The following is a 21,803-nucleotide window of genomic DNA, read 5'->3' as shown; positions in this document are numbered from 1 at the left end:
GTACTAACCAGCATTCGCTGCCGTGGTACTCACTAGGTTTATGTCGTCCATTGAAGCGACGCGCATGTGGGTTTGGTAGTAATACTTGTTACTGCGCTTACCGTTTGAACTAAACCAAATCTTCACTTGAACGAGTTGCCCCTTTACCAGAACGCGCTTTTTCAAGAAGTAAGCTTCAGGCGACATTTCATGCTTTTTTTCAAACTCGGTAGCGATTTCAGGTGAGAGCACAATTGTAATATTTCTTGGGTCGCGGTAATCGTACTCGGTATTTAAAAACACCCGCCCCTCAAGACGACCTGTTGCTTTCACTTTGAAAACACCCCCTGTCTCAAAAGATTTTGGGTAAATAACAGCGGCCAAGTTGCGATACGCCATGGTATCTGTGGTTGCGCTCTCGTCGCCAAATTGCGCAGGTTGGCGCTGTGAATTACCGCTATTTTGAGAAGTACTGCTGCAACCCGCCAACAATAGTATTAACAATGCTGTCCATAATCTCATATCTTCATCCCTAATCATTAGTGCACAATAAACACCCATCAAACTTTATCGAAACGTGAAAGTGAACTCCACCATCATGTCTTGCTGAGCGACTCGCCTGCCTCTATCGTCTCGACTTTCGTATTCAATGGCTCTTCAGGCTCTTCACTTTCTAAGCCCATTTCGACCACTTCTTGGGTGGTATTTCGCATATTTACAAACGGCTCGTAATGCTCTCTCGTGACATCGTGGAAGCGAATACGATATAAGGTCCAGCAAGCCAAAATCGACAGCGCCACACCCGACACTACAAACAGTGCCATATGGGTATACCCCAACAAAAAAGAAACAGTAAGGGGCCCAAGAATACTGCCCACGCTATTCATCATCAGCACCCCACTACCCACTTCCATAATGGATAGGTCTGTATTGTCATTGGCATGAGCTAAGCACAGGGAATAAAGTGGAAAGCTCAAACCGCCTAACAAAAACATGGTCACATAAATCACTTCAGGCGAGCGGCTATCAAGCATAATGGCGGCAATACTGGTTAATACCGCAACAACGGCCAAACCAGTTATCACATAGCGCCTGTCTATCCGGTCAGATAAACGGCCAACAGGCAATTGCAATGCTGTGCCGCCTAATATCGTCACCGCCATAAACACACCCACTTGCCCTGCACTTAACTGATTGGCATCCGCTATCACTGGCCCTAACGCCCAAAAACCACCGGTCACTAGCCCACCAAAAAACGCTCCCACCATGGCCACTTGCGATACAGCAAATAAACGTCTGAAACTGAAGCTAACAGCTGGTATAGGCTGCGGAGCAGCCCGCCTAGTTAGGCCCACGGGTACAATACCCAATACCAGTAACGCAGCCGCCAACATAAATAAGCCAGCATAACCAAGTTCAAAGCCAACCAATAACTGCCCCACGCAGATAGCTGAAAGCGAGATCACGGTATACACAGAAAGTACGCTACCTCGGTGCTCGATACTCGTCTTATCATTAAGCCAGCTTTCAATGACCATATAAATGCCCGCAATGCCCCAACCAATAAGACAGCGGGCGAGTAGCCAAAGCACAAAATGATCAACTAAACCAATAAATAACAGTGAAGCCGTAAAAAGTGCAATTAATACGGTAAACACCCGAATATGACCTACCCGGGCGACTAGACGGGGAACCGTTAAACACCCCAGCACAAAACCAAGAAAGTAGCTTGAGCCGATATAACCAATTAAATCCGGCTCCCACCCTAAACTTATTGCATAAAGAGGCACGATTGTAAGTTGCAGGCCATGGCCAACGAGCAAAATAGCGGCTGAAAACAACAAGGAAAACATAGACTGTAGCAAGGTCGGCATAGCGCGATCCAATTCGAAAATTTAGCTTAAGCCACCGACAGTGACAGTTGCAAACACAGGCTCAAGCAAGTTGAGAGCGTTGAAATATTGAAGAGCCACATAGTGGTGGTTTCGGCATATGAAGTCCAGAATGAATTGATTGATTGGCTAGGCTTTATCAGCATTGAGGAGCAAACTTGCCTCTAGTGCCCATAAAAGTTGATAGCATTTTAATTTATCTCGAATTTAAATAATAAGTGCGCATCCATTTTAGCTTGACCTTCCAGTGGCAAGAACCTTTAGAATTGCCCAAATTTTTATTAGCTGATTCAAGAAGTTTATATGCCCTCCCGCGCCATTTTTAGTACATTTGTTTTGTCCGTTATCGTTGCTCCACTCACTCAAGCCCAAGAGTTGAAACCAATCGTTGATACGACTAACGCACCACTAGCCCATCCCAACCAAATACCCGAGCAATACGCTCAGGAAATGAAAACCACAGAAAAAAAGAAAGACACCCATAATAACGATCTTAATATTGATGCTCACTCAGACGAACATGAGCATACCGAACAGGTTGAAAAAATTGTTGTTCAAGCCACACGCTCAGGGCGTATCGCCGATGACCAGCCTATACGTGTGGAACTTATCGACAGAGAAGAAATAGAAGAAAAAGCGGCCATGCGCCCGGGTAATATCTCAATGCTGGTCGCAGAAACAGGTGGCGTTCGAGTCCAAACCACGTCCCCTGCCCTTGGCAGTGCAAACATTCGGCTGCAAGGTCTGTACGGTCGTTATACTCAGTTGCTGGCAGACGGTTTACCCCTGTACGGTAACCAAGCATCATCCATTGGCTTACTACAAATTCCTCCGACTGATCTTGGCCGGGTTGAAATTATCAAGGGCTCCGCATCTTCCTTATATGGTGGCTCAGCATTAGGTGGGGTAATTAACCTCGTATCTCGAACGCCGGGAGATTCGCTCAACGGCGAAGCCTTACTCAATGTAACCACGCGCAATGGGCAAGACCTAACCTCGTATGTGGAAAGCCCCCTAAGTGACGATGTAAAAGGCTCTCTTACAGTAGGCGCTCATCATCAAAACAAGGAAGACATAGACGATGATGGTTGGATAGATCTGCCCAGTTACGAGCGCTACACTGCGCGCCCCCGATTGTTTTGGGAAGGTGAAAACGGTGAATCACTCTACGCGACGGCAGGTTTTATGACCGAGCAGCGCGAAGGCGGCACCATGCCTGGGGCAGTCGTTGCTGACGGCAACCCCTATGAACAAACCCAAGACTCCCAGCGTATTGATGGCGGCTTGGTGTTCAATATGCCGATGCTCGATACGCTGACCCTTAATGCCAGAGCCTCTGCTATGGTGCAAGATCACGATCATACTTATGGTGTTCTGGCAGAAGACGACAAACATGAAAGCTACTTATTAGAAAGCAGTATTGCCGGTTATAGCGGTGCTGCTGACTGGCTAGTGGGCTTAGCTTACCAAACAGAACAGTTCACCTCTGAGACCTATAACGAATTCGATTATACCTACGAAGTACCCGGCATATTTACTCAGTTAGATTATGAATGGAATGAGCAACTGACTACTTCAGTAAGCGCCCGTTTAGATGAGCACAGTGAATACGGCACGCAATTCAGCCCTAGAATATCGATGTTATATCGCCCTGGTGATTTAACCATAAGGGGTTCATATGGTCAGGGTTATTTTGCCCCGACACCTTTTGTTGAAGAGATTGAAGCCGCTGGCTTATCACGCCTCGAGCCCTTACAAAACTTGGAAGAAGAGCAGGCCGAAACCGCATCACTGGATGTAACCTATCGATTCGAGAGCATCGAAGCGAGCGTGACAGCATTTGGCTCTAATGTTGAAAACGTGACTGAGTTACAAGCCTTTTCATCGAACAACACAAATGAACTTGACAGAGTAAGACTCGTAAACGCCGAAGGCGAAACACAGATCCGCGGCTCAGAAGTATTAGTAAGATATTATTGGCGCGACGTAAAACTGACCGCAAGCTACCTATACCTAGATGCAACGGAAGTTTCACCGGACAACAGCGGTAGAAGAGAGATCGCGCTCACTCCAAGGCATTCCGCAGGTTTTGTTGCCATGTGGGAGCAACACGGAAACTTCAGGGTCGGCTTTGAAGCCTATTACACAGGTCAGCAAAGGCTGAACGACAACCCGTACATAGACGAATCGAATCCCTATTGGCACTTAGGCCTCATGGGGGAAATCACGGTAGGCAGAGCCAGCTGGTTTATTAATTTAGAAAACCTGTTAGATGTAAAACAAACCGACGAGCACCCGCTGTTACTTCCATCCAGAGCAGCAAGTGGCCAATGGACCACAGACATCTGGTCAAGAAACGACGGCTTTATTGCTAATGCAGGCGTTAGAGTGAAGTTCGGTAGCTAGTTATTTTTGAAACAGCATTAACTTGTCAGTATGTTAATGCTGTTTCCCCCCTTCTGATCTCGTTGACGCCTTTCTATTCGCTTCGCGAACATTGTGGCTTTCAAACACCTCTGTTCTGCGTGCAGTATCGAATTCGCCTTGTGCGCTTTGCTTATGGCATCCTGTAATTAAACCAGCGTCAGTCAAGACGCGCAGGGAATAGAGACTTGCTGGAGGGCGGCCTTTATTTCGGGCTATCCATGCCCTTCATGCTTCGCACCATCCTTCGGATGTTCAAAATGGTTCCCAACCATTTTGTCTTGGTGACTCTTTCTTAGCTGTTGGAAAGAAGTCACTGGCTGACCAAGGATGGTTTGTCATACCCAGCAAGGATGCTGGTACGCGCTGCGTATATTTTGTGGCCGCAGACCATAAATAAGCAAAGCGTATGCTTTTAGGCCGAAGCCATAAAAAAAGGCGCCTATCTGGCGCCCTTCTTAATACTGAATCAAAACACGCGTTATACGCGCTCGAACACAGTGGCAATACCCTGGCCTAAACCAATACACATGGTCGCTAAGCCGATGGATTTATCGTTCGCTTCCATTAGGTTGATCAAGGTCGTAGAGATACGTGAACCAGAGCAGCCTAGCGGATGCCCTAGCGCAATCGCGCCACCATTGAGGTTTACTTTGTCTTCGTAAGTATCTAACCAACCTAACTGCTTAATGCATGACAAGGCTTGCGCTGCGAATGCTTCGTTAAACTCAGCCAATTCGATGTCAGCCATTGTCATGCCGGCACGTTTAAGGGCTTTTTGCGTCGCAGGAACTGGGCCAAAGCCCATGATAGCGGCATCACAACCGGCAACCGCCATAGCACGAATTTTTGCACGTGGGGTTAAACCCAGTGCTTTGGCTTTATCAGCAGACATAATCAACATAGCTGATGCGCCATCTGATAACGCTGAAGATGTACCAGCCGTTACGGTGCCGTTGACTGGGTCGAATACTGGGCGCAAGCCAGACATACTTTCAGTGGTTGAGTCAGGACGAATAGTTTCATCTGCATCAATCAGTTTTAGTATACCGTCAGCGTCATGGCCTTCAGTGGCTACGATTTCATTCCAGCGACCTTCAACAGCTGCCGCATGAGCTTTTTGGTGGGAACGTGCGCCGAATGCATCTTGCATTTCACGGGTGATACCGTTTTGACGTCCCAGCAATTCAGCGGTCATGCCCATGCTGCCTGAGGCACGAGCTGCGGTTTTAGCAATGCCTGGGTGAAAGTCGATGTTGAAGTCCATGGGTACGTGGCCCATGTGCTCTACACCACCAATCATGTACACATCACCGCGGCCACTCATGATGCCGCTTGTTGCATCATGCAAAGCTTGCATAGATGAGCCACATAAACGGTTAACCGTTACGGCAGCCACACTGCGTGGAATGTCAGTTAATAACTGCGCATTACGAGCGATGTTGAACCCCTGCTCTTTGGTTTGTTGTACACAACCCCAAATGATGTCTTCAATCTCGTTTGGATCAAGATTGGGGTTACGTTCTATCAGCTTACTCATTAAGTGCGCTGATAAGGTTTCAGCACGTACATTGCGGAAAATACCGCCTTTCGAGCGCCCCATTGGGGTACGAATACAATCGACTACTACGACTTCTTTCATGTTCTTGTCCTCTGGTGCAATTTAGGCTGATTGAGAAAAATAAGATTTACCTGAAGCGGCCATTTCGCGCACGCCGTCAGAAATCTGATAAATCGGACCTAAATCCGCGTATTTGTCGGCTAGCGCTACAAAGTTAGCCAAGCCCATGGTTTCGATGTAACGGAACACGCCGCCTCTAAAGGGAGGGAAGCCCAAGCCGTACAACAAGGCCATGTCAGCTTCTGCTGCACTGCCTACTATGCCTTCCTCTAAACAACGAATCGCTTCGTTTGCCATTGGGATCATGACCCGTGCAATGATTTCATCCGCGTCGAAGTCACGCTTGTCGGCGCAATGTGGTGCAAACAATTCGTACGCTTCGTCAGCGGCTTTCTTCGCTGGGCGACCGCGCTTGTCTAGGCTGAAGTTGTAGAAACCTTTGCCGTTTTTCTGCCCTAAACGCTCAGATTTGTACAACAAGGTAACCGGATCGTTGTCAATTTTCTGCATACGCTCTGGAATGCCATCGGCCATTACGCTTGATGCGTGATCGGCGGTGTCCATGCCTACTACGTCAAGTAAATAAGCTGGGCCCATAGGCCAACCGAAGATTTTCTCCATGACTTTGTCTACTGCTACAAAGTCAGCGCCGTCCATAACCAATTTGCTAAAGCCCGCGAAGTAAGGGAACAACACTCGGTTTACCAAGAAACCAGGGCAGTCGTTAACCACAATCGGGGTTTTACCCATTTTCAGGGTGGCTGCAACCACAGTGGCAATGGTCGCATCAGTGGTTTTTTCACCGCGAATAATCTCAACCAATGGCATTTTGTGCACTGGGTTAAAGAAGTGCATGCCGCAGAAGCGCTCAGGCTTTTCTAGGCTCTCTGCCAATTGGTTAATGGAAATCGTTGAAGTATTAGAACAAATCACTGTGTCATCAGACACATTTTGCTCTGTCTCTTTAAGCACTATGCCTTTGACTTTCGGGTTCTCAACAACCGCTTCGATAACCAAATCAACGTCTTTTATCGCTGAGTATTCAAGGGTCGGTACGATGTTATTCAAAGTGTTGGACATAACAGCAGGGGTCACTTTACCGCGCTGCATACCTTTACCTAAAATTTTCGCCGCTTCATTCAAACCAAGATCCAATGCGTCCTGGTTAATGTCTTTCATGATAACCGGCGTGCCTTTAACAGCTGACTGGTATGCAATACCGCCGCCCATGATACCTGCACCTAATACGGCCGTTTGCTTAACGTCTTTGGTTGAGGCTTTGGCTTGTTTTTTACCTTTGCTTTTCACTAACTGATCCGCAAGGAAGATACCCACTTGGGCCTTCGCTGCATCGCTTTTCGCTAGTTTGGTGAATCCTTGGTTTTCAAGCTCTAATGCACCAGCGCGGTCTAAACGGGCTGCGTTAGCAACGGTATCAACCATGGCATGAGGTGCTGGGTAATGCTTACCCGCTTGGGCGAATACCATGGCTTTGGCTGTTGAGAAGCTCATCATGGATTCATTTTTGTTCAGTTTAAGAGGCGCTTTCTTTTGGGCGCGACGGGCTTCCCAACCGAATTTCCCGTCGATAGCGTCTTGCAACATGCTAAGGGCAGCGTCATGCAATTTTTCAGGCGCAACTACGGCATCAACTGCGCCTTCAGCTAGCGCTTTGGCCGCTTTGCGGTCACGGCCGGTGGTCATCCACTCTAGCGCATTATCAGCGCCGATTAAGCGAGGTAAACGTACTGTGCCACCAAAACCAGGCATAAGGCCCAATTTCACTTCAGGCAAGCCAATGGCTGCTGTGGTGTCTGCAACACGCAGGTCACAGGCTAACGTCATTTCACAACCACCCCCTAGCGCAAAGCCATTAATAGCCGAAATCGTCGGGAAAGGTAAGTCTTCGAATCTATCGAACACCTGAGACGTTTTCGCTACCCAAGTTAATACTTCTTCAGCAGGCATATCGAATAAGCCAGTAAATTCAGTAATGTCAGCACCCACGATAAAGGTCGACTTATTCGAGCGCACCAAGACCCCTTTCACATCTGACTGACTTTTAAGGGCTTGAGTCGCTTCGTCAAGCTCGCTAACCGTTTGGCGATCGAATTTATTCACCGAACCTTGAGCATCGAATACAAGCTCTGCAATGCCGTTTGGCAACAGCGTTACGTTGAGGCTTTTGCCTTCATATATCATTATTTTCTCCTTTGGCTTTGGCCAGGATTGAGGGTATTAAACTGTATGACTGTTTAGATTTCGATCACCGACTTTCCGCTGCTGTCAGTGCAATCGTGAAGCAACGATTTGGTTAATATCTTAATATCAAAACAACAACTAATTTATAACAATTATCAAATTGGGGTACGTTGCCATAATTCAACTGGTCATGCCAGTTAAATATGTTGAAACTTAGGTTGTCCCCTAGCCCTGATTGCAGATATCTTATGGAAGTTATTTAACCAACGAATGAGGCAGGGTTATTCTGCGTATTCTCCATATTCTGTTGCTACTGCTGGTATGCTTTTCGTCTCAAGCAACGACAACTCTTTCTTCAGCAGAGCAAAAACTACAACATCAGCGTGAAATCTTCGTCGAAGCAGAATCATTGGCTAACAACCCACAAAGCGCTGATTACCAAAGGCTGGTTGCGCAATTAGTAGACTATCCTTTGCTACCGTATGTCCAGTTGAAAGCATTGATGAACAACATCAATAGAAAAAATGGTCCAGAAATAGAAGCCTTCTTAGGGAAATATGAAAATACCCCGCTGGACCGTTCATTACGCAAAAAATGGCTGCAATATTTGGCCAAGTCGCAACGCAAAACGGAATTTTTGGCCGCGTATACTAATACCGGCAACGCCCAACTAGCGTGTAAAAACGTTGAATATCGCTTGTCTGACCCTGCTGAGCGCAAAGTCGCGTTGACCGAAGTACCCAGATTATGGATTGTGGGTCAGTCACAACCCAAGGAATGTGACTATGTATTTCGTGAATGGAAAAAAGAAGGTTTACTCACCAAAGACATGGTTTGGCAGCGCTTAGTACTTGCTGCCACTAGCGGCAAACACACGCTGGTGCCTTATTTACAAAAATTGCTACCAGAAAACGAACGCTATCTAGCTGACTTGTGGCTAGCGGTGCGCCGCGACGCTAGCTACGTGAGCCGTAGTTCGAAATTTCCTCACAAGTTAGTCAGCAAAGAAACCCAAATACTGATTTACGGTTTAAAGCGCCTAGCGTTTAGTCAGCCTGATTTAGCCTTAAAAAGCTGGTACGCGCTAGAGAAACGGTTTGCTTTTAGCGCTCCCCAGCGCAAAGCGATGACCGAGCGCTTCGCTATTGCTTTGGCGGTTGCTGATCACCCACAAGCTGATTTGTGGCTTGATAAAGCCAGTGCAGATTCCACCGACATCGAGTTATTTCGCTGGCATCTGGCCCACGTATTGCGCCTTGGCAACTGGCAACATGCGCTGGAATTAATTGAATCAGCCCCGTCTGGCATCACTCAAGATTTAGCCTTTCAATATTGGCTTGGCCGCACTTACGAGCAGTTAGAAGCCGGTGATTTAGCACAACAGACCTTTAATAAATTAGCGGATCAACGTCACTACTACGGCTTTATGGCCAGCGGTAAACTAGCTAAACAGCCTAGCTTGCATGACAAAACCTTAAATTTTAGCCCTGAGCAATTATTAGAGGTTGCCAATATGCCTCAAGCCAAACGCGCCTATGAGTTTTTGCAACTTGACCGAAGCTTGAGTGCAAGGCGCGAATGGTACGACTTACAACAAGGGTTAAACGAACAACAAAGTTTGATGGCGGCCGTACTGGCAGACAGCTGGAAGTGGCATGACCAAGCGATATTCACTTTTGCCAGAGTAGGCTATTTAGACGATTTGGAGCGACGCTTTCCAATCGCCTTTGATAAAAGCTTAATCAACAGTGCCAACAAAAACCAAGTCGACCCCGCATGGGCCTTTGCTATTGTGCGCCGCGAAAGCTCGTTTATGCCTGATGCTAATTCACACGCGGGCGCCCGGGGGCTGATGCAACTTATGCCAGGCACGGCTAACTACTTAGCCAAAAAGAAAGTGGGCGGCAGCAGCCTATTTGACCCTGAGCAGAACGTGGCTTTTGGCACCCAATACATGCGCTACCTAATGGATAAAATGGACAATAATCCGGTACTCGCTACGGCCTCTTATAATGCCGGATGGCGCAAAGTATTGGATTGGTTACCCGAGCGCGATGCCGTACCCATGGATATCTGGGTGGAAACGATTCCTTACAAAGAAACCCGTAACTATGTAAAAGCCGTAATGGCTTATAAACAAATATACGCCCAGCGCTTAGGCCAACCCAGTCAGGTGTTTAAAGAGTTGGTGGACATGCAAATAGCCCCTATACAGCAATAACTTTTAGTTGCCTCAAGTAACCCTAGCTAGCGCGGTGATCCTGGGTTGTGGTAACGTAAAAGGATGAAACACCCAAGGGCAATGGACAACAAAAATGCAGCAGCTAGCCGAACTTTATCCGCAACACATATCAGAATTACAATCCCGCACCAAAGAAGCGTTATCGCGCGAGGGTATTGATGGCTTAATTATTCATTCTGGCCAAGCCAAACGCATGTTCTTAGATGACAATAATTATCCCTTTAAATGTAACCCGCAATTTAAAGCATGGTTACCGGTCATCGATAATCCAAATTGTTGGCTGATCGTAAACGGCAGTGACAAGCCCAAACTGATTTTTTATCGTCCTAAAGACTTCTGGCATAAAGTCCCCCCCGAGCCTAACGATTTTTGGGTTGAACAGTTCGATGTAGTGCTGCTCACTCAGGCTGATGCCGTTGAGAAACACTTACCTTATGACAGAAGCCGTTTCGCTTACATCGGTGAATACATTGAAGTGGCTAAAGCATTGGGCTTTGATTTAGTGAACCCTGATAGAGTATTAAACTATCTGCATTACCAGCGCGCTTATAAAACAGACTATGAATTAGTGTGTATGCGCCAAGCCAACGCATTAGCGGTGGCCGGGCACAACGCGGCAGCCGCGGCTTTCAAGGCCGGTAAAAGTGAGTTCGATATCAATCAAGCCTATTTAGCTGCTGTGCGTCAAAGCGATAACCAGGTGCCGTATAACAATATTGTGGCGTTAAATGAGAACAGCGCGATATTGCATTACATGGAGCAAGACGTTGTTGCCCCAAGTGAGTCACGCTCGTTTTTGATTGATGCTGGTGCTAGTTTTCATGGTTATGCGGCAGATATCACCCGCACCTATTGCAACGGGAGTATCCCCAATAGCAGTCACTTTGCTGAATTAATTAACGGCATGCATCAGGTCACATTAAGCTTAGCGGATTCATTGAAGCCAGGTGTGCCATACAGCGATATACACATTGCCGCACACGCGCAAGTTGCCCAATTACTGCATCAGTTTGACATTGTTAATCTGTCTCCCGACGATATTTTGGCCGAGCAAATAGTCAGTACCTTTTTTCCCCATGGAATAGGACATTTCTTGGGTTTACAGGTTCACGATGTGGCTGGCCATGTAGCGGATGATCGCGGCACGCCTAATCCGCCACCCGCTGAGCACCCATTTTTGCGCACGACCCGTATGATTGAAGCGCGCCAAGTGTTTACCATAGAGCCTGGTTTGTACTTTATTGATAGCTTACTAGCGGATTTAAAAAGCACAGAGAAATCTAAATTCATTAACTGGGATGTTGTTGATACGTTTAGGCCTTTCGGCGGTATTCGCATTGAAGACAATATTATTGTGCATCGTGATAAAAACGAAAATATGACCCGAAATTTAGGCTTAAACTAGGCTCGCTACTGGGGCTTGTGTAGCGACTTGCCCCTTGCGTTAACTTGACATAAAAACAGAATTCAAAAATAAAAAAACTAACATAAGTAACATAAGTAACATCAACGCTAGCGCCCACAGGGCATTTAAATAGGAAGAGATATATGGACGTTCTACTCAGTTATTTACTCTCAGTGCAAACATTGCTTTTAGTGTTTGTGATTGTGCTGCTCAAGTCTTCTATCAAATTTGTACCGCAAAACCGCGCCTACGTGATCGAACGTTTTGGTAAATATCAATCTACCAAGGAAGCAGGCCTAAATTTTATTGTGCCCTTCATCGACCAAGTGGCTGCAGATCGTTCACTCAAAGAAAAAGCCGTAGATGTACCTGAGCAAAGCGCGATCACTAAAGATAATATTTCCCTGTCGGTAGACGGCGTATTGTATTTTCGAGTGCTTGACCCGTATAAAGCCACGTACGGTATCGATGACTATGTGTTTGCGGTAACGCAATTGGCGCAAACCACCATGCGTTCTGAGCTGGGTAAAATGGAGCTAGATAAAACCTTTGAAGAGCGTGACATCCTAAACACCAATATTGTTGCGTCTATCAATGAAGCATCAGGCCCTTGGGGCATTCAAGTGCTGCGCTATGAAATTAAAGATATTGTGCCGCCGCTATCAGTTATGGAAGCCATGGAAGCCCAGATGAAAGCGGAGCGAGTAAAACGCGCCCAGATACTCGAATCAGAAGGTGACAGGCAAGCTGCCATCAACCGCGCTGAAGGTGAAAAGGCCTCAGTGGTACTCGCCGCCGAAGCGGATAAATCAGAAGCCGTATTGCGCGCTGAAGGTGAAGCAAAGGCGATTGTTGCGGTTGCTGCAGCGCAGGCTGAGGCGCTACGCCAAGTCGGTGAGGCCGCTGCAACGGAAGAAGGCCAAAAAGCCATTCAGCTGGACTTAGCCACGAAAGCCATTGAGGCCAAAGAGGCAATTGCCAAAGAGTCATCCGTGGTGTTACTGCCAGATAGCGGCACTGATATCGCAGGCGTTGTGGCACAAGCCACCACCATTATTAACTCACTAAATCGAGCAAAACATGATGTGGCTAAGCGATAATTTAGGCATAGGCTTAATCAGCCTTGGCCTCTTACTGTTAGCAATTGAAATTCTGGTGCTGGGGTTTTCCACTTTCGTACTGTTTTTTGTGGGCTGTGCTGCCGTTATAACGGGTATTTTAATTCAATTTGGCATTGTGGCGGACACCGCCCTCAACGCGACCTTGTTTGTGTCGTTGATTACAGCAGTGCTCGCGGTATTTTTATGGAAACCCCTTAAAAATATGCAAAAAGACGTGGATCCCAAAAAAGCCAGTAATGACCTGATTGGACACAGCTTTATACTTGCCACAGACACCAGCGCTGAACAACCGGCGATTTACCACTTTTCGGGGATAGATTGGCGCTTAGTCAGCGAGAACCCCATCACTAGCGGCACCAAAGTTGAGGTCATTGCTGTAGATGTAGGGCAATTTACTATTGCCCCCTGCGCCTAGGCGCTCAGCTCTCGACGCTCAGCGCTCGGCATTCAGTGCAAGGCTTTACCGCTTATGCTTTGCCCTAGCTTGCATCCATCGCGATGTAATTGGGCAAAGCCTCGATGCGAGATAGCCACGCCTGCACATTAGGATACAGCGACAAATCAAATCCTCCTTCATGCGCGACATGTGTATAGCCATACAAGCTAACATCAGCCGCAGTGACACTCTGACCGGTTAAAAATGGCGTCTGGGTTAACTGTGACTCCATGACAGCTAGCGCCTTGTGCCCACCCGCTTGTTTAGCTTCATACTCGGCTTTTTTACTCTCGGGCAAGCCTAAATATTTAGCAATAAAGCGCGCTACAGCAATATAAGGTTCATGGCTGTATTGTTCGAAAAATTGCCATTGCTGCACTTTGGCTAAAGCAAAGACGTCGCTTGGGAGTAAGTCACTGCCGCTGGCCAAATAATTAATAATGGCGTTTGATTCCCATAAATGACGACCATCATCCAGAGCAAGCAAGGGGATTTTGCCATTGGGGTTCTTGGCTAAAAAAGCGTGGGCATTGGTGTCGCCGGCCAATATATCAACATGGATCCACTCGTGCTCAATATTCAATAACGCGCACATCAATTGCACTTTGTAGCAATTGCCAGATTGTGCATCCGCATAAATTTTCATCTTTAATTACCTTACACTTAATCAAAAATTGGGGCTGATAAAACTGACTTTATACTCACCTTTAACGCTTGTAATTCTTTGCATAAATCCATATAAACAAACAAGAATATTAAACTTATGACCACAAGCGAAATGCGAAAGTAACCCACAATAGAGAAGAATGCACCTATGGCTGATCAACGCCCTTTGTTTAAACACATTAGAAACCACGATGCCTTGTTCTCTGAATTAGCTCTGTTGCGCAGTGAATATGTCGCGCAATTAGGTTTGAACCATCATGAGTTTCACAAAACCCCTAAGTTCATTACCCCTGATGGGCGCCGCTTAACCATTGAACCAGAGCGCAGCATAGTCGTGCCGAATGTAGACGTGCTGAGAGGCGTTAAAAGCCAGCTTGAAAAAAGCATTGCGGGCTTTCATATTATCCCCAAAAGTGAAATTGGTTTTCGTTACCCGACCGCCGCAATTGCTGGCAGCGATGCGCCTTTTATCAAACGCTTTCGATCAGAGTTTTTTCATAAAGACGGTGAAAATCGCGACATTTGTCGCCCTATTAACTTGTCATACGGTATCAAAAGCCGCGGTAAAGCGGACAATCGTCAAGAATATGAAGTGTGGGTACAAGACGCGCATCTCGCCCAAGACCCGTCCCATTTATTTATCGATAAATACGGTGAGGACTTGCCTGATGAAGTACGCCAGTTCGCGTTAGAAGAGCCTGTTGTGCATGGTTGGATGGGCGTAAAGCGCGCGGCGTTTGAAGCCATTTACTATGTTCCCAGCCGCTTTGGCGATATCGCTGTGTGCGTGGGCTTATCCGTTGATGCTTATAATATCGGCGCGCGCCCTGATTTAGCTTATTCGGCGGAAATAGGCAGTTCAATTGCCAAGGGTAATGCTGAATTAGAATGGGAAGTAATGGGTTACTACGCCCCTATTGGCCAAGCCTTCGAACACGACCAAATTTGGCATGCCATCGATAGCACCATTGCTGCGATTGCAACGCCTTTAGAAAACACCTATCAAAACGATTTAATCGCCACTAATGAGAGTAAAACCGAGCGTATTTTAAGTACCGTGGCAGCGGTTGGCTCAACACCTAAGCAAATTGCCGCATGGAATTTAAAACCATGGGAATTTTTAGAAACCAGCAGCGAACATCGCAAAAAAGCGCACGACCCAAGTCGTAGCGTAAATTTGCTAGGGCGCTTGAATCGTCTATTCTATCAAGACACGCAACCTTTGCCGTCGCTGAATAAAATTCACGACTTAATCGCCTAGGAAGCGCGTGACTCAATATTGAGGGGAACCGTCCCTTCAATATTTGTGTACATCAATTTTAGATAAACTCATTAAGGATGATGAACATGAAAATGCTTTTTTTCATCACTTTGTTGTTTGCTCAATCATTATTAAGCAAAGAGTGGCCATACCCCCAAGATACACCCCAAACTAAACCTATCAACATAGGTACAGCCAGCGATAGACCGTACGATATTTCACGCTTAATCCTGGCGCGAGGGCCATATAACGCCTCTCTTAATCCCCAAGGTACGATTGCCGCATATATGAGTGATGTTAGTGGTGCTCCGCAACTTTGGTTAATGCACATAAAAGATAAAAAAGTGACTCAATTAACCTTCGGTAATGGCATTACACATTATCTGTGGCACCCCAATGGCAAAGAGCTCATTTATGGTGCAGACAACAACGGTGATGAGCGAGAAGCTTTCAATTTGATATCGATTGACGGCCTACATGAAAAAATTGTGCTTCCCTTTAGTGACGCCTACCGCGTTCCTGGGTGGTTTGATACCAGCGGGCGTCACTTTGCGTATTCATCGACGGAACGCAACGGCCGAGACTTTGATATTTATGTTGTCGATTTTAATGCCCAGAGCAATAAGCTAACACCCCGTCTCATGTATCAAGCGGAGTATTTCTTTAGGCCTCATCAATGGCAGCCGAACGGCGAACATCTTATTGTCACAGAAGCCGTAGGTGAAGACGGGGCGAATGTATATTTGCTTAACACCAGTAACGGCAAAATGTCCTCATTATTCAAACCTCAGATACCTTCAAGTTATGGCAATTTTGTTTGGTCAGGCTCAGGTGAATCATTTTATTTTACGTCAAATGAAGGGCAAGAGATGAATGCGTTACGCCTGTATGACTTGAGTTCGGCTACTGAGCGCACTTTATTTAGTGGTGATTACGATATTGAAAATGTACAGATTTGCATGCAAGGCACGTATTTGGCGTGGACAACGAATGAGAATGGCTTTGACAAACTGCATATTTATCATATGCAACGTGATGACCAACAACAAATACCCTTGCCCGAAGGGGTATACTCCCTTTCTTGCGCTGAGCAGGGTAAAGATTTATTAGTCCGCATAACCGGCCCCGCTACGCCGGGGAGTCTGTATTTGGTAGATTTAACCAATCAGCAAACTGAACTGCTACTCGCACCTAACATGGCGGGTGTCGATAATGAAGAGATGTTATCTCCCATTGCAGTCAGTATGCCAGCACGGGACGGCGTAACTATTTTCGGATTATTATACTTACCAATAAGCAAACAAGACACCTTGCCTCCCATAATCATCAACGTGCATGGCGGGCCAACTTCACAATCTCGTGCCAGATGGAAACCAGCTATCCAGTACTTACTCGGCAAAGGCGTAGCAGTACTCGATATAAACGTGCGAGGCTCGACTGGATTTGGAAAAACTTATGCTCAATTGGATAACCAAGAAAAGCGCTTAGATAGCGTACGTGATTTAGTGGATGCCTTGGCTTGGTTTAAAAAAGAAGGAACGGTCAACGTAGATCGCTCCGCGGTTATGGGTCGCTCGTACGGTGGTTACATGGTTAATGCCGTAATGGGGGCGTATCCTGATGCCTTCTCTGCGGGTATATCCATCGTTGGTGTCGCTGATTGGGTCACCGCATTGAAAACTGCATCTCCTGCGTTGAAAGCCTCAGACAGGATTGAATATGGTGATATAAACGAGACACGCTGGCAGAAGTTTTATGCAGAAAACTCACCCATTAATACGGTGCATAAAATCAACGCACCAATGTTTTACGAGCATGGTGTTAATGACCCAAGAGATCCTGTTGCGGAATCAGACATTATGGTAAAAACGTTGAGAGCAAAGGGGTTGCCCGTTACCTATCTGCGCTTTCCAGATGAAGGGCATGGAATATCCAAAGTAGTCAATCAAGTTACTTTTTATCAGCAACTTGCCGACTTTTTACAAGTTCACTTAATTGATTAAAACAAAGGGCAACCACATTGCTGTGATTGCCCTTTATTTTTAATATCCGCTATTCATACCAAATGGAGTTGATACTAATCGCCAGCGACCTGCATGTTATCAATTAAGATAGAGCCAGTTTGAATGCTGCCGCGGCGTTCTATTTCTGAACCCACAGCAACGATATTCTTCAACATATCGGCCAGATTCCCCGCGATGGTGATTTCGTGCACTGGATATTGAATCACACCATTCTCGACCCAGAATCCCGCCGCACCGCGGCTATAATCGCCCGTGACCACGTTCACTCCTTGGCCCATCAATTCAGTGACTAACAACCCTGTACCAAGCTCAGCTAACATTTGCTTATCACTTTGCCCCGTAGGCTTAATGAGCCAGTTGTGAATACCGCCAGCATGGCCAGTGGTTTGCATTTTCATCTTACGGGCAGAGTAACTGGTTAACAGGTATTGATTAAGGATACCGTCGGTGACGATCTCACTGTCTTTGGTACGCACACCTTCATGATCAAACGCTGAACTGGCTAAACCACGCATGATAAAAGGGCGTTCGCTGATGCTGAACCAGCTAGGCAGCACTTGCTCACCGAGTTTATCCACTAAAAATGACGATTTACGGTATAAATTGCCACCGCTGATTGCACTGATGAAATGCCCAATCAAACCAGAGGCAATTTCTTTGTCAAACAACACGGGAACTTTGGCTGTTTTGATTTGACGAGCGCCCAAGCGACCTAAGGTAAACTCAGCCGACTCTTTGCCTATTTGCTCAGGGCTTGCCATAAGGTTTGCTTGACGCTCAACGGTATAGCTGTAATCACGCTGCATATCGCCATCTTGTTCACCAATGACCACACAGCTCATGCTGTAGCGACTGCTGTTGTAACCCACATTTAAACCGTGGCTGTTACCGTATACCTTGGTGCCCAGATTCGCATTGTAAGACGCGCCATCAGAGTTGGTAATGCGCGGGTCGAATGCTAATGCAGCGGTTTCCGCTTTAATGACTTGCTCTATGGCAAAGTCAGTATCTAGCTCGATAGGGTGAAACAGGTCAAGGTCTTGCGGCTCAAACGCCATCAATTCTTTGTCAGCTAAGCCAGAGCAAGCGTCTTCCCCCGTGTATTTAGCGATTTCGATGGCTTTTTCCACCGTTAAGCGCAACGCTTGCGGGCTCAAATCTGCGGTTGAGGCGCTGCCTTTGCGTTGCCCCTTGTATACCGTGATCCCTAGACCACCATCGTTGGTAAACTCGACTGTTTCTACTTCTTTTAAACGAGAGGAAACCGCGATACCGCGCACCTTTGACATGCTGGCTTCGGCTTGCGTGGCGCCTTTTTCCTTGGCCAGTTTCAGTACGTCTTCGACTATTTGTTGGATATCAGTTAATTGCTGCTGCATACACCCTTCATTATCAAACCAGATTACCCCGAGCGACTAACGACTAACTATATTAATCGCCAATACAAGGTTACAATATTTTCCTAGTGTACCATTAAAGACATTGTTATGGCCGTATCTCCAGATAAAAACGAATTCGAAGTAGAACAAGAAGACACACAACTGAGCAAGACTCAGATTAAAAATCAAATGAATGATTTGCAAAAGCTAGGCGTATCCTTAGTGGATCTCAGCCCCACTGCGCTGGCCAAAATTCCTATGGATCAGGAGTTACTCGACGCTGTAATGCTGGCGAGGCGTATTTTACGTAAGAAAGAAGGTTATCGTCGTCAACTTCAGTTGATTGGCAAGCTTATGCGCCACCGAGATGTCGCCCCTATCGAGCAAGCATTACTGCAAATTCAGGCTTCACATCAAAAAACCAATCAAAAATTTCATAAATTGGAGATGTTGCGCGATAACCTAATAGCCCAAGGTGATAGTGCAATCGAAGAAGTACTTGAAGAACATCCTATTTTAGAACGTCAAAAGTTACGCCAATTGGTTCGCCAAGCCGCAAAACAGCAAGCGGATAATAAACCGCCCAAGGCGGCTCGCGAGTTATTTAAGTATTTACAATCTTCAATAGACGGATAATAAATATGAGCAAACGGTTACCGATGTACGTAGTGTGGTTAGCGATTTTTACGCTAACCAGTTGTGGTGGCGGAGTTTCTGGGGAAAACGGCGATGACCCGTTTGGCTCTGGTGGCAATTCAGGCGGCGACACATCTAGTTTTACCTTGGCGGTATCAACCTATGATGAACAATGCTCCACATCTACTCAAAGCTTTACCTCAGGCCAAGTCGCCTGCGTACAAGCCACTTTGATGCAAAACGGTAACCCTGTTGAAGGTGAAATTATTACCTTTTCTGGCACGCTTGGTACATTTTCCAGTACGACGAAATTGACTGATAGCCAAGGTGTCGCACAAATAGCGATTTCCAGTGAGAACAGTGAAGTAGGCGCAGCCGTGTTAACCGCTACCTTTGATGACAGCACGAGCAGCGAAAATTACGAATATTTAAGTGCTGATACCTTAACCGGCCAATCTGCCGTGGTTAACTTAGCGTTGCTTAACAGTGGTCAGGTAGTCAATCGCTTTCAGGCAGGTACTGACATTCAGCTGCAATCACAAATTCTCGATGAAAACGATGTGCCAATCCCAAGTGTTATCGTTACCTTTAGTGCACAGCGCGGCACATTAAACACCGATTCAGCGCTGACCGATAACAACGGCGTAGCGCAAGTCACCCTTTCGGCTGAAGATAGCGACATTGGTGCAGGTGTAGCAACAGCCACCGCTGTGGTTAACGATGTCGATTTAGCGTCGTCGTTTAATTACGAAATACAAGCTGCAGGCGCCATCTCAGAACAGATTATCCGTTTAGGTTACTTTGATGACAACGGCGTATTTATTGAAGGTCAACTAGGAGTCAGCACGCGTAATAATGCCGGTGACGTGGAAATAGGTGCCGGTGGTACTTTGGGTGTTTCTATCGCGCTGGTCGATGAAAATGACCAACGTATTTTAACCCAAACCCCTGTTACCTTTAGCTCGAACTGTGTCACTGACGGTTTCGCCACAATCGACACGCTAGTTAACACGATAAACGGCGTGGCTAACGCCACGTTTGAAGACCAAAGCTGCGCAGGTGGAGACGGTAACACCGATTCTATTGTTGCATCTTTGGTAGTGAATAACGCAACCCTTAGTGTTTCTCAGGCGATTTCAATACAAGCAGAGTCCATTGGCTCATTGGCTTTTGTATCGGCTGAACCCAGCTCATTAGTGCTTCGCGGTACGGGAGGTCAAAACAGCTCTACGGTTTCAACTTTGGTATTTCAAGTAAATGGTGCGCTGGGTAATCCACTAGCGCAACAAGCAGTGTCGTTTAGCTTAAACACGCAAACTGGCGGTTTAACACTCTCTTCGGCTACTGGCCTCACCAACTCGCAGGGTCAAGTGAGCACGCGCGTAACTGCGGGCGACGTACCCACATCGGTGCGAGTAACCGCCGAAGTAGAAACTGAATCAGGCGAGACTATCATCACCCAGTCTGACCTATTGTCGGTTAACACGGGCTTACCTGACCAAAACAGCATGACCATTTCCGCTGATAACCTCAACCCAGAAGCGTTTGATATAAACGAGCAAGAAGTGAATCTAGTGGTACGTTTGGCAGATACTTTCAACAATCCGGTGCCTGATGGTACCGCAATCAGCTTTACCACTGAGGGTGGCTCTATCGACGGCAGTTGCACTACGGTGTCCGGCGCATGCGCTGTAACCTGGTTGAGCGCGAATCCTAAGGTGCCTGACCACCGTATCACTATTTTAGCGACCGCTATAGGCCATGAAACCTTATTTGATAGCAACGGTAATAATTTCTACGATGATGACGATGGTGCAGGTTTTAATGACAACACGGACAATGGCTTGTCGACCAGTCTGTATGGGCAAACCGGCTTTGTGGACATCAGTGAAGCCTGGCGCGATGACAACGAAAATGGCATCCGCGATGCGGGTGAGATATTTCTTGATTACAACGCCAACGGTAGCTTTGATTCAGCCGACAACCTCTTTAACGGCCCTCAATGTTCAGGCAGCAGTTGCGGCACGGGTGATGCGAATACCATGCATGTGCGCCGCGCCTTAGTGTTGGTCACATCAAGCTCCGCAGCGCAAATCGATGTTATTGATAACAGCGCCGCCGTCATTGCCAGCAACTATCAAACATCAACAGCGGCAACGGCTATACCGCGCGACACCAGCCAAACCTTTACGGTTGTTTTTGCAGATACCGCGCGCCAGCCTATAGCGAGCGGCTCCACGGTTGTTGTCAATTCAAGTGCGGGGCAACTCAATGGTCAAACAAATTTAACCATGCCCAGCACCTCGGTTAATGCGGCATCGCAAGCGATCTTCACCCTAGAGAATGATGTATCTGAAGCAACACAAGCTACATTGAGCGTAACGATCACCTCCCCTAGCGGCCTTGAATCTACGACCAACACGATAGTGACGTTGAATTAATCTTGTAACAGTCTACAGATACAAAAATGGCGCGATATTCGCGCCATTTTTTATTGCTTGGAAAGTCGTTGTTT

The 21,803-nt window shown here is 46.8% G+C and carries 15 protein-coding genes; 9 read left to right on the top strand and 6 right to left on the bottom strand.

Annotated features, from left to right (window positions below):
- Positions 1 to 3: 3 nt before the first annotated feature.
- Together AC0L6N_RS21145 and AC0L6N_RS21140 are read right to left on the bottom strand one after the other, a co-directional pair.
- Positions 4 to 501, bottom strand: a complete 498-nt coding sequence (locus AC0L6N_RS21145; RefSeq protein ID WP_473477489.1) for a hypothetical protein — start codon at positions 499 to 501, stop codon at positions 4 to 6.
- 74 nt (positions 502 to 575) lie between these two features.
- Complete coding sequence (locus tag AC0L6N_RS21140; RefSeq protein WP_473477486.1) at positions 576 to 1,853, bottom strand: MFS transporter; 1,278 nt, start codon at positions 1,851 to 1,853, stop codon at positions 576 to 578.
- A 468-nt stretch (positions 1,854 to 2,321) separates the two neighbouring features.
- Here AC0L6N_RS21140 and AC0L6N_RS21135 point away from each other — a divergent pair, with 468 nt between their 5' ends.
- Positions 2,322 to 4,277: a TonB-dependent receptor plug domain-containing protein gene (locus AC0L6N_RS21135; protein ID WP_473481409.1), complete on the top strand. Its 1,956-nt coding sequence runs from the start codon at positions 2,322 to 2,324 to the stop codon at positions 4,275 to 4,277.
- Between the two features lie 499 nt (positions 4,278 to 4,776).
- Here the strand turns inward: AC0L6N_RS21135 and fadA are convergent, their stop codons facing one another.
- Together fadA and fadB are read right to left on the bottom strand one after the other, a co-directional pair.
- Positions 4,777 to 5,937 (bottom strand): acetyl-CoA C-acyltransferase FadA, encoded by a 1,161-nt coding sequence (fadA, locus tag AC0L6N_RS21130; protein ID WP_473477484.1) that lies wholly within the window; start codon positions 5,935 to 5,937, stop codon positions 4,777 to 4,779.
- A 21-nt stretch (positions 5,938 to 5,958) separates the two neighbouring features.
- A complete protein-coding gene (gene fadB / locus AC0L6N_RS21125; protein ID WP_473477481.1) occupies positions 5,959 to 8,118 on the bottom strand; it encodes a fatty acid oxidation complex subunit alpha FadB in 2,160 nt (719 codons plus the stop codon).
- Positions 8,119 to 8,425: 307 nt separating this feature from the next.
- On the opposite strand from fadB, the gene AC0L6N_RS21120 reads away from it, so the two are divergent.
- From AC0L6N_RS21120 to AC0L6N_RS21105, 4 genes are all read left to right on the top strand, one after another.
- Entirely contained in the window at positions 8,426 to 10,339 is a 1,914-nt protein-coding gene (locus AC0L6N_RS21120; RefSeq protein WP_473477479.1) for a lytic transglycosylase domain-containing protein, read from the top strand.
- A 94-nt stretch (positions 10,340 to 10,433) separates the two neighbouring features.
- Positions 10,434 to 11,765 carry a Xaa-Pro dipeptidase gene (pepQ, locus tag AC0L6N_RS21115; RefSeq protein WP_473477476.1) on the top strand — a complete coding sequence of 444 codons (1,332 nt, stop codon included), beginning with the start codon at positions 10,434 to 10,436 and terminating at the stop codon, positions 11,763 to 11,765.
- Positions 11,766 to 11,908: 143 nt separating this feature from the next.
- A complete protein-coding gene (locus AC0L6N_RS21110; protein WP_006992346.1) occupies positions 11,909 to 12,865 on the top strand; it encodes an SPFH domain-containing protein in 957 nt (318 codons plus the stop codon).
- Positions 12,849 to 13,301 (top strand): NfeD family protein, encoded by a 453-nt coding sequence (locus AC0L6N_RS21105; RefSeq protein ID WP_473481407.1) that lies wholly within the window; start codon positions 12,849 to 12,851, stop codon positions 13,299 to 13,301. Before AC0L6N_RS21110 ends, AC0L6N_RS21105 begins: the two co-directional genes overlap by 17 nt.
- 64 nt (positions 13,302 to 13,365) lie before the next feature.
- Here the strand turns inward: AC0L6N_RS21105 and AC0L6N_RS21100 are convergent, their stop codons facing one another.
- Positions 13,366 to 13,968, bottom strand: coding sequence for a glutathione S-transferase family protein (locus AC0L6N_RS21100; RefSeq protein WP_473477474.1), 603 nt, complete (start codon positions 13,966 to 13,968; stop codon positions 13,366 to 13,368).
- Between the two features lie 168 nt (positions 13,969 to 14,136).
- Between AC0L6N_RS21100 and AC0L6N_RS21095 the strand changes: the two genes are divergently transcribed.
- Both AC0L6N_RS21095 and AC0L6N_RS21090 read left to right on the top strand, forming a co-directional pair.
- On the top strand, positions 14,137 to 15,249 hold the full coding sequence (locus AC0L6N_RS21095; protein WP_473477473.1) for a hypothetical protein: 1,113 nt from the start codon (positions 14,137 to 14,139) through the stop codon (positions 15,247 to 15,249).
- Positions 15,250 to 15,335: 86 nt separating this feature from the next.
- Entirely contained in the window at positions 15,336 to 17,252 is a 1,917-nt protein-coding gene (locus AC0L6N_RS21090) for a S9 family peptidase (protein WP_473477471.1), read from the top strand.
- A 74-nt stretch (positions 17,253 to 17,326) separates the two neighbouring features.
- On the opposite strand, the gene pmbA is transcribed toward AC0L6N_RS21090, so the two are convergent.
- Complete coding sequence (pmbA, locus tag AC0L6N_RS21085; RefSeq protein WP_011573130.1) at positions 17,327 to 18,652, bottom strand: metalloprotease PmbA; 1,326 nt, start codon at positions 18,650 to 18,652, stop codon at positions 17,327 to 17,329.
- Positions 18,653 to 18,760: 108 nt separating this feature from the next.
- Here pmbA and yjgA point away from each other — a divergent pair, with 108 nt between their 5' ends.
- Together yjgA and AC0L6N_RS21075 are read left to right on the top strand one after the other, a co-directional pair.
- A complete protein-coding gene (gene yjgA / locus AC0L6N_RS21080; RefSeq protein WP_011573129.1) occupies positions 18,761 to 19,288 on the top strand; it encodes a ribosome biogenesis factor YjgA in 528 nt (175 codons plus the stop codon).
- 5 nt (positions 19,289 to 19,293) lie between these two features.
- Entirely contained in the window at positions 19,294 to 21,729 is a 2,436-nt protein-coding gene (locus AC0L6N_RS21075) for an Ig-like protein, group 1 (RefSeq protein WP_473477468.1), read from the top strand.
- Positions 21,730 to 21,803: the final 74 nt, after the last annotated feature.

Source organism: Paraglaciecola sp. G1-13 (assembly GCF_055809255.1).
The sequence above is the reverse complement of the archived record's forward strand: the minus strand, read 5'-3'. Positions and strand labels throughout refer to the sequence as shown.

What these genes read in the sequence shown, in the direction of transcription:
- AC0L6N_RS21145 (WP_473477489.1), bottom strand. Translation starts at nt 501, where the DNA reads ATGAGATTATGGACAGCATTGTTAATACTATTGTTGGCGGGTTGCAGC.
- AC0L6N_RS21140 (WP_473477486.1), bottom strand. Translation starts at nt 1,853, where the DNA reads ATGCCGACCTTGCTACAGTCTATGTTTTCCTTGTTGTTTTCAGCCGCT.
- AC0L6N_RS21135 (WP_473481409.1), top strand. Translation starts at nt 2,322, where the DNA reads ATGAAAACCACAGAAAAAAAGAAAGACACCCATAATAACGATCTTAAT.
- fadA (WP_473477484.1), bottom strand. Translation starts at nt 5,937, where the DNA reads ATGAAAGAAGTCGTAGTAGTCGATTGTATTCGTACCCCAATGGGGCGC.
- fadB (WP_473477481.1), bottom strand. Translation starts at nt 8,118, where the DNA reads ATGATATATGAAGGCAAAAGCCTCAACGTAACGCTGTTGCCAAACGGC.
- pepQ (WP_473477476.1), top strand. Translation starts at nt 10,434, where the DNA reads ATGCAGCAGCTAGCCGAACTTTATCCGCAACACATATCAGAATTACAA.
- AC0L6N_RS21110 (WP_006992346.1), top strand. Translation starts at nt 11,909, where the DNA reads ATGGACGTTCTACTCAGTTATTTACTCTCAGTGCAAACATTGCTTTTA.
- AC0L6N_RS21105 (WP_473481407.1), top strand. Translation starts at nt 12,849, where the DNA reads ATGTGGCTAAGCGATAATTTAGGCATAGGCTTAATCAGCCTTGGCCTC.
- AC0L6N_RS21100 (WP_473477474.1), bottom strand. Translation starts at nt 13,968, where the DNA reads ATGAAAATTTATGCGGATGCACAATCTGGCAATTGCTACAAAGTGCAA.
- AC0L6N_RS21095 (WP_473477473.1), top strand. Translation starts at nt 14,137, where the DNA reads ATGGCTGATCAACGCCCTTTGTTTAAACACATTAGAAACCACGATGCC.
- AC0L6N_RS21090 (WP_473477471.1), top strand. Translation starts at nt 15,336, where the DNA reads ATGAAAATGCTTTTTTTCATCACTTTGTTGTTTGCTCAATCATTATTA.
- pmbA (WP_011573130.1), bottom strand. Translation starts at nt 18,652, where the DNA reads ATGCAGCAGCAATTAACTGATATCCAACAAATAGTCGAAGACGTACTG.
- yjgA (WP_011573129.1), top strand. Translation starts at nt 18,761, where the DNA reads ATGGCCGTATCTCCAGATAAAAACGAATTCGAAGTAGAACAAGAAGAC.
- AC0L6N_RS21075 (WP_473477468.1), top strand. Translation starts at nt 19,294, where the DNA reads ATGAGCAAACGGTTACCGATGTACGTAGTGTGGTTAGCGATTTTTACG.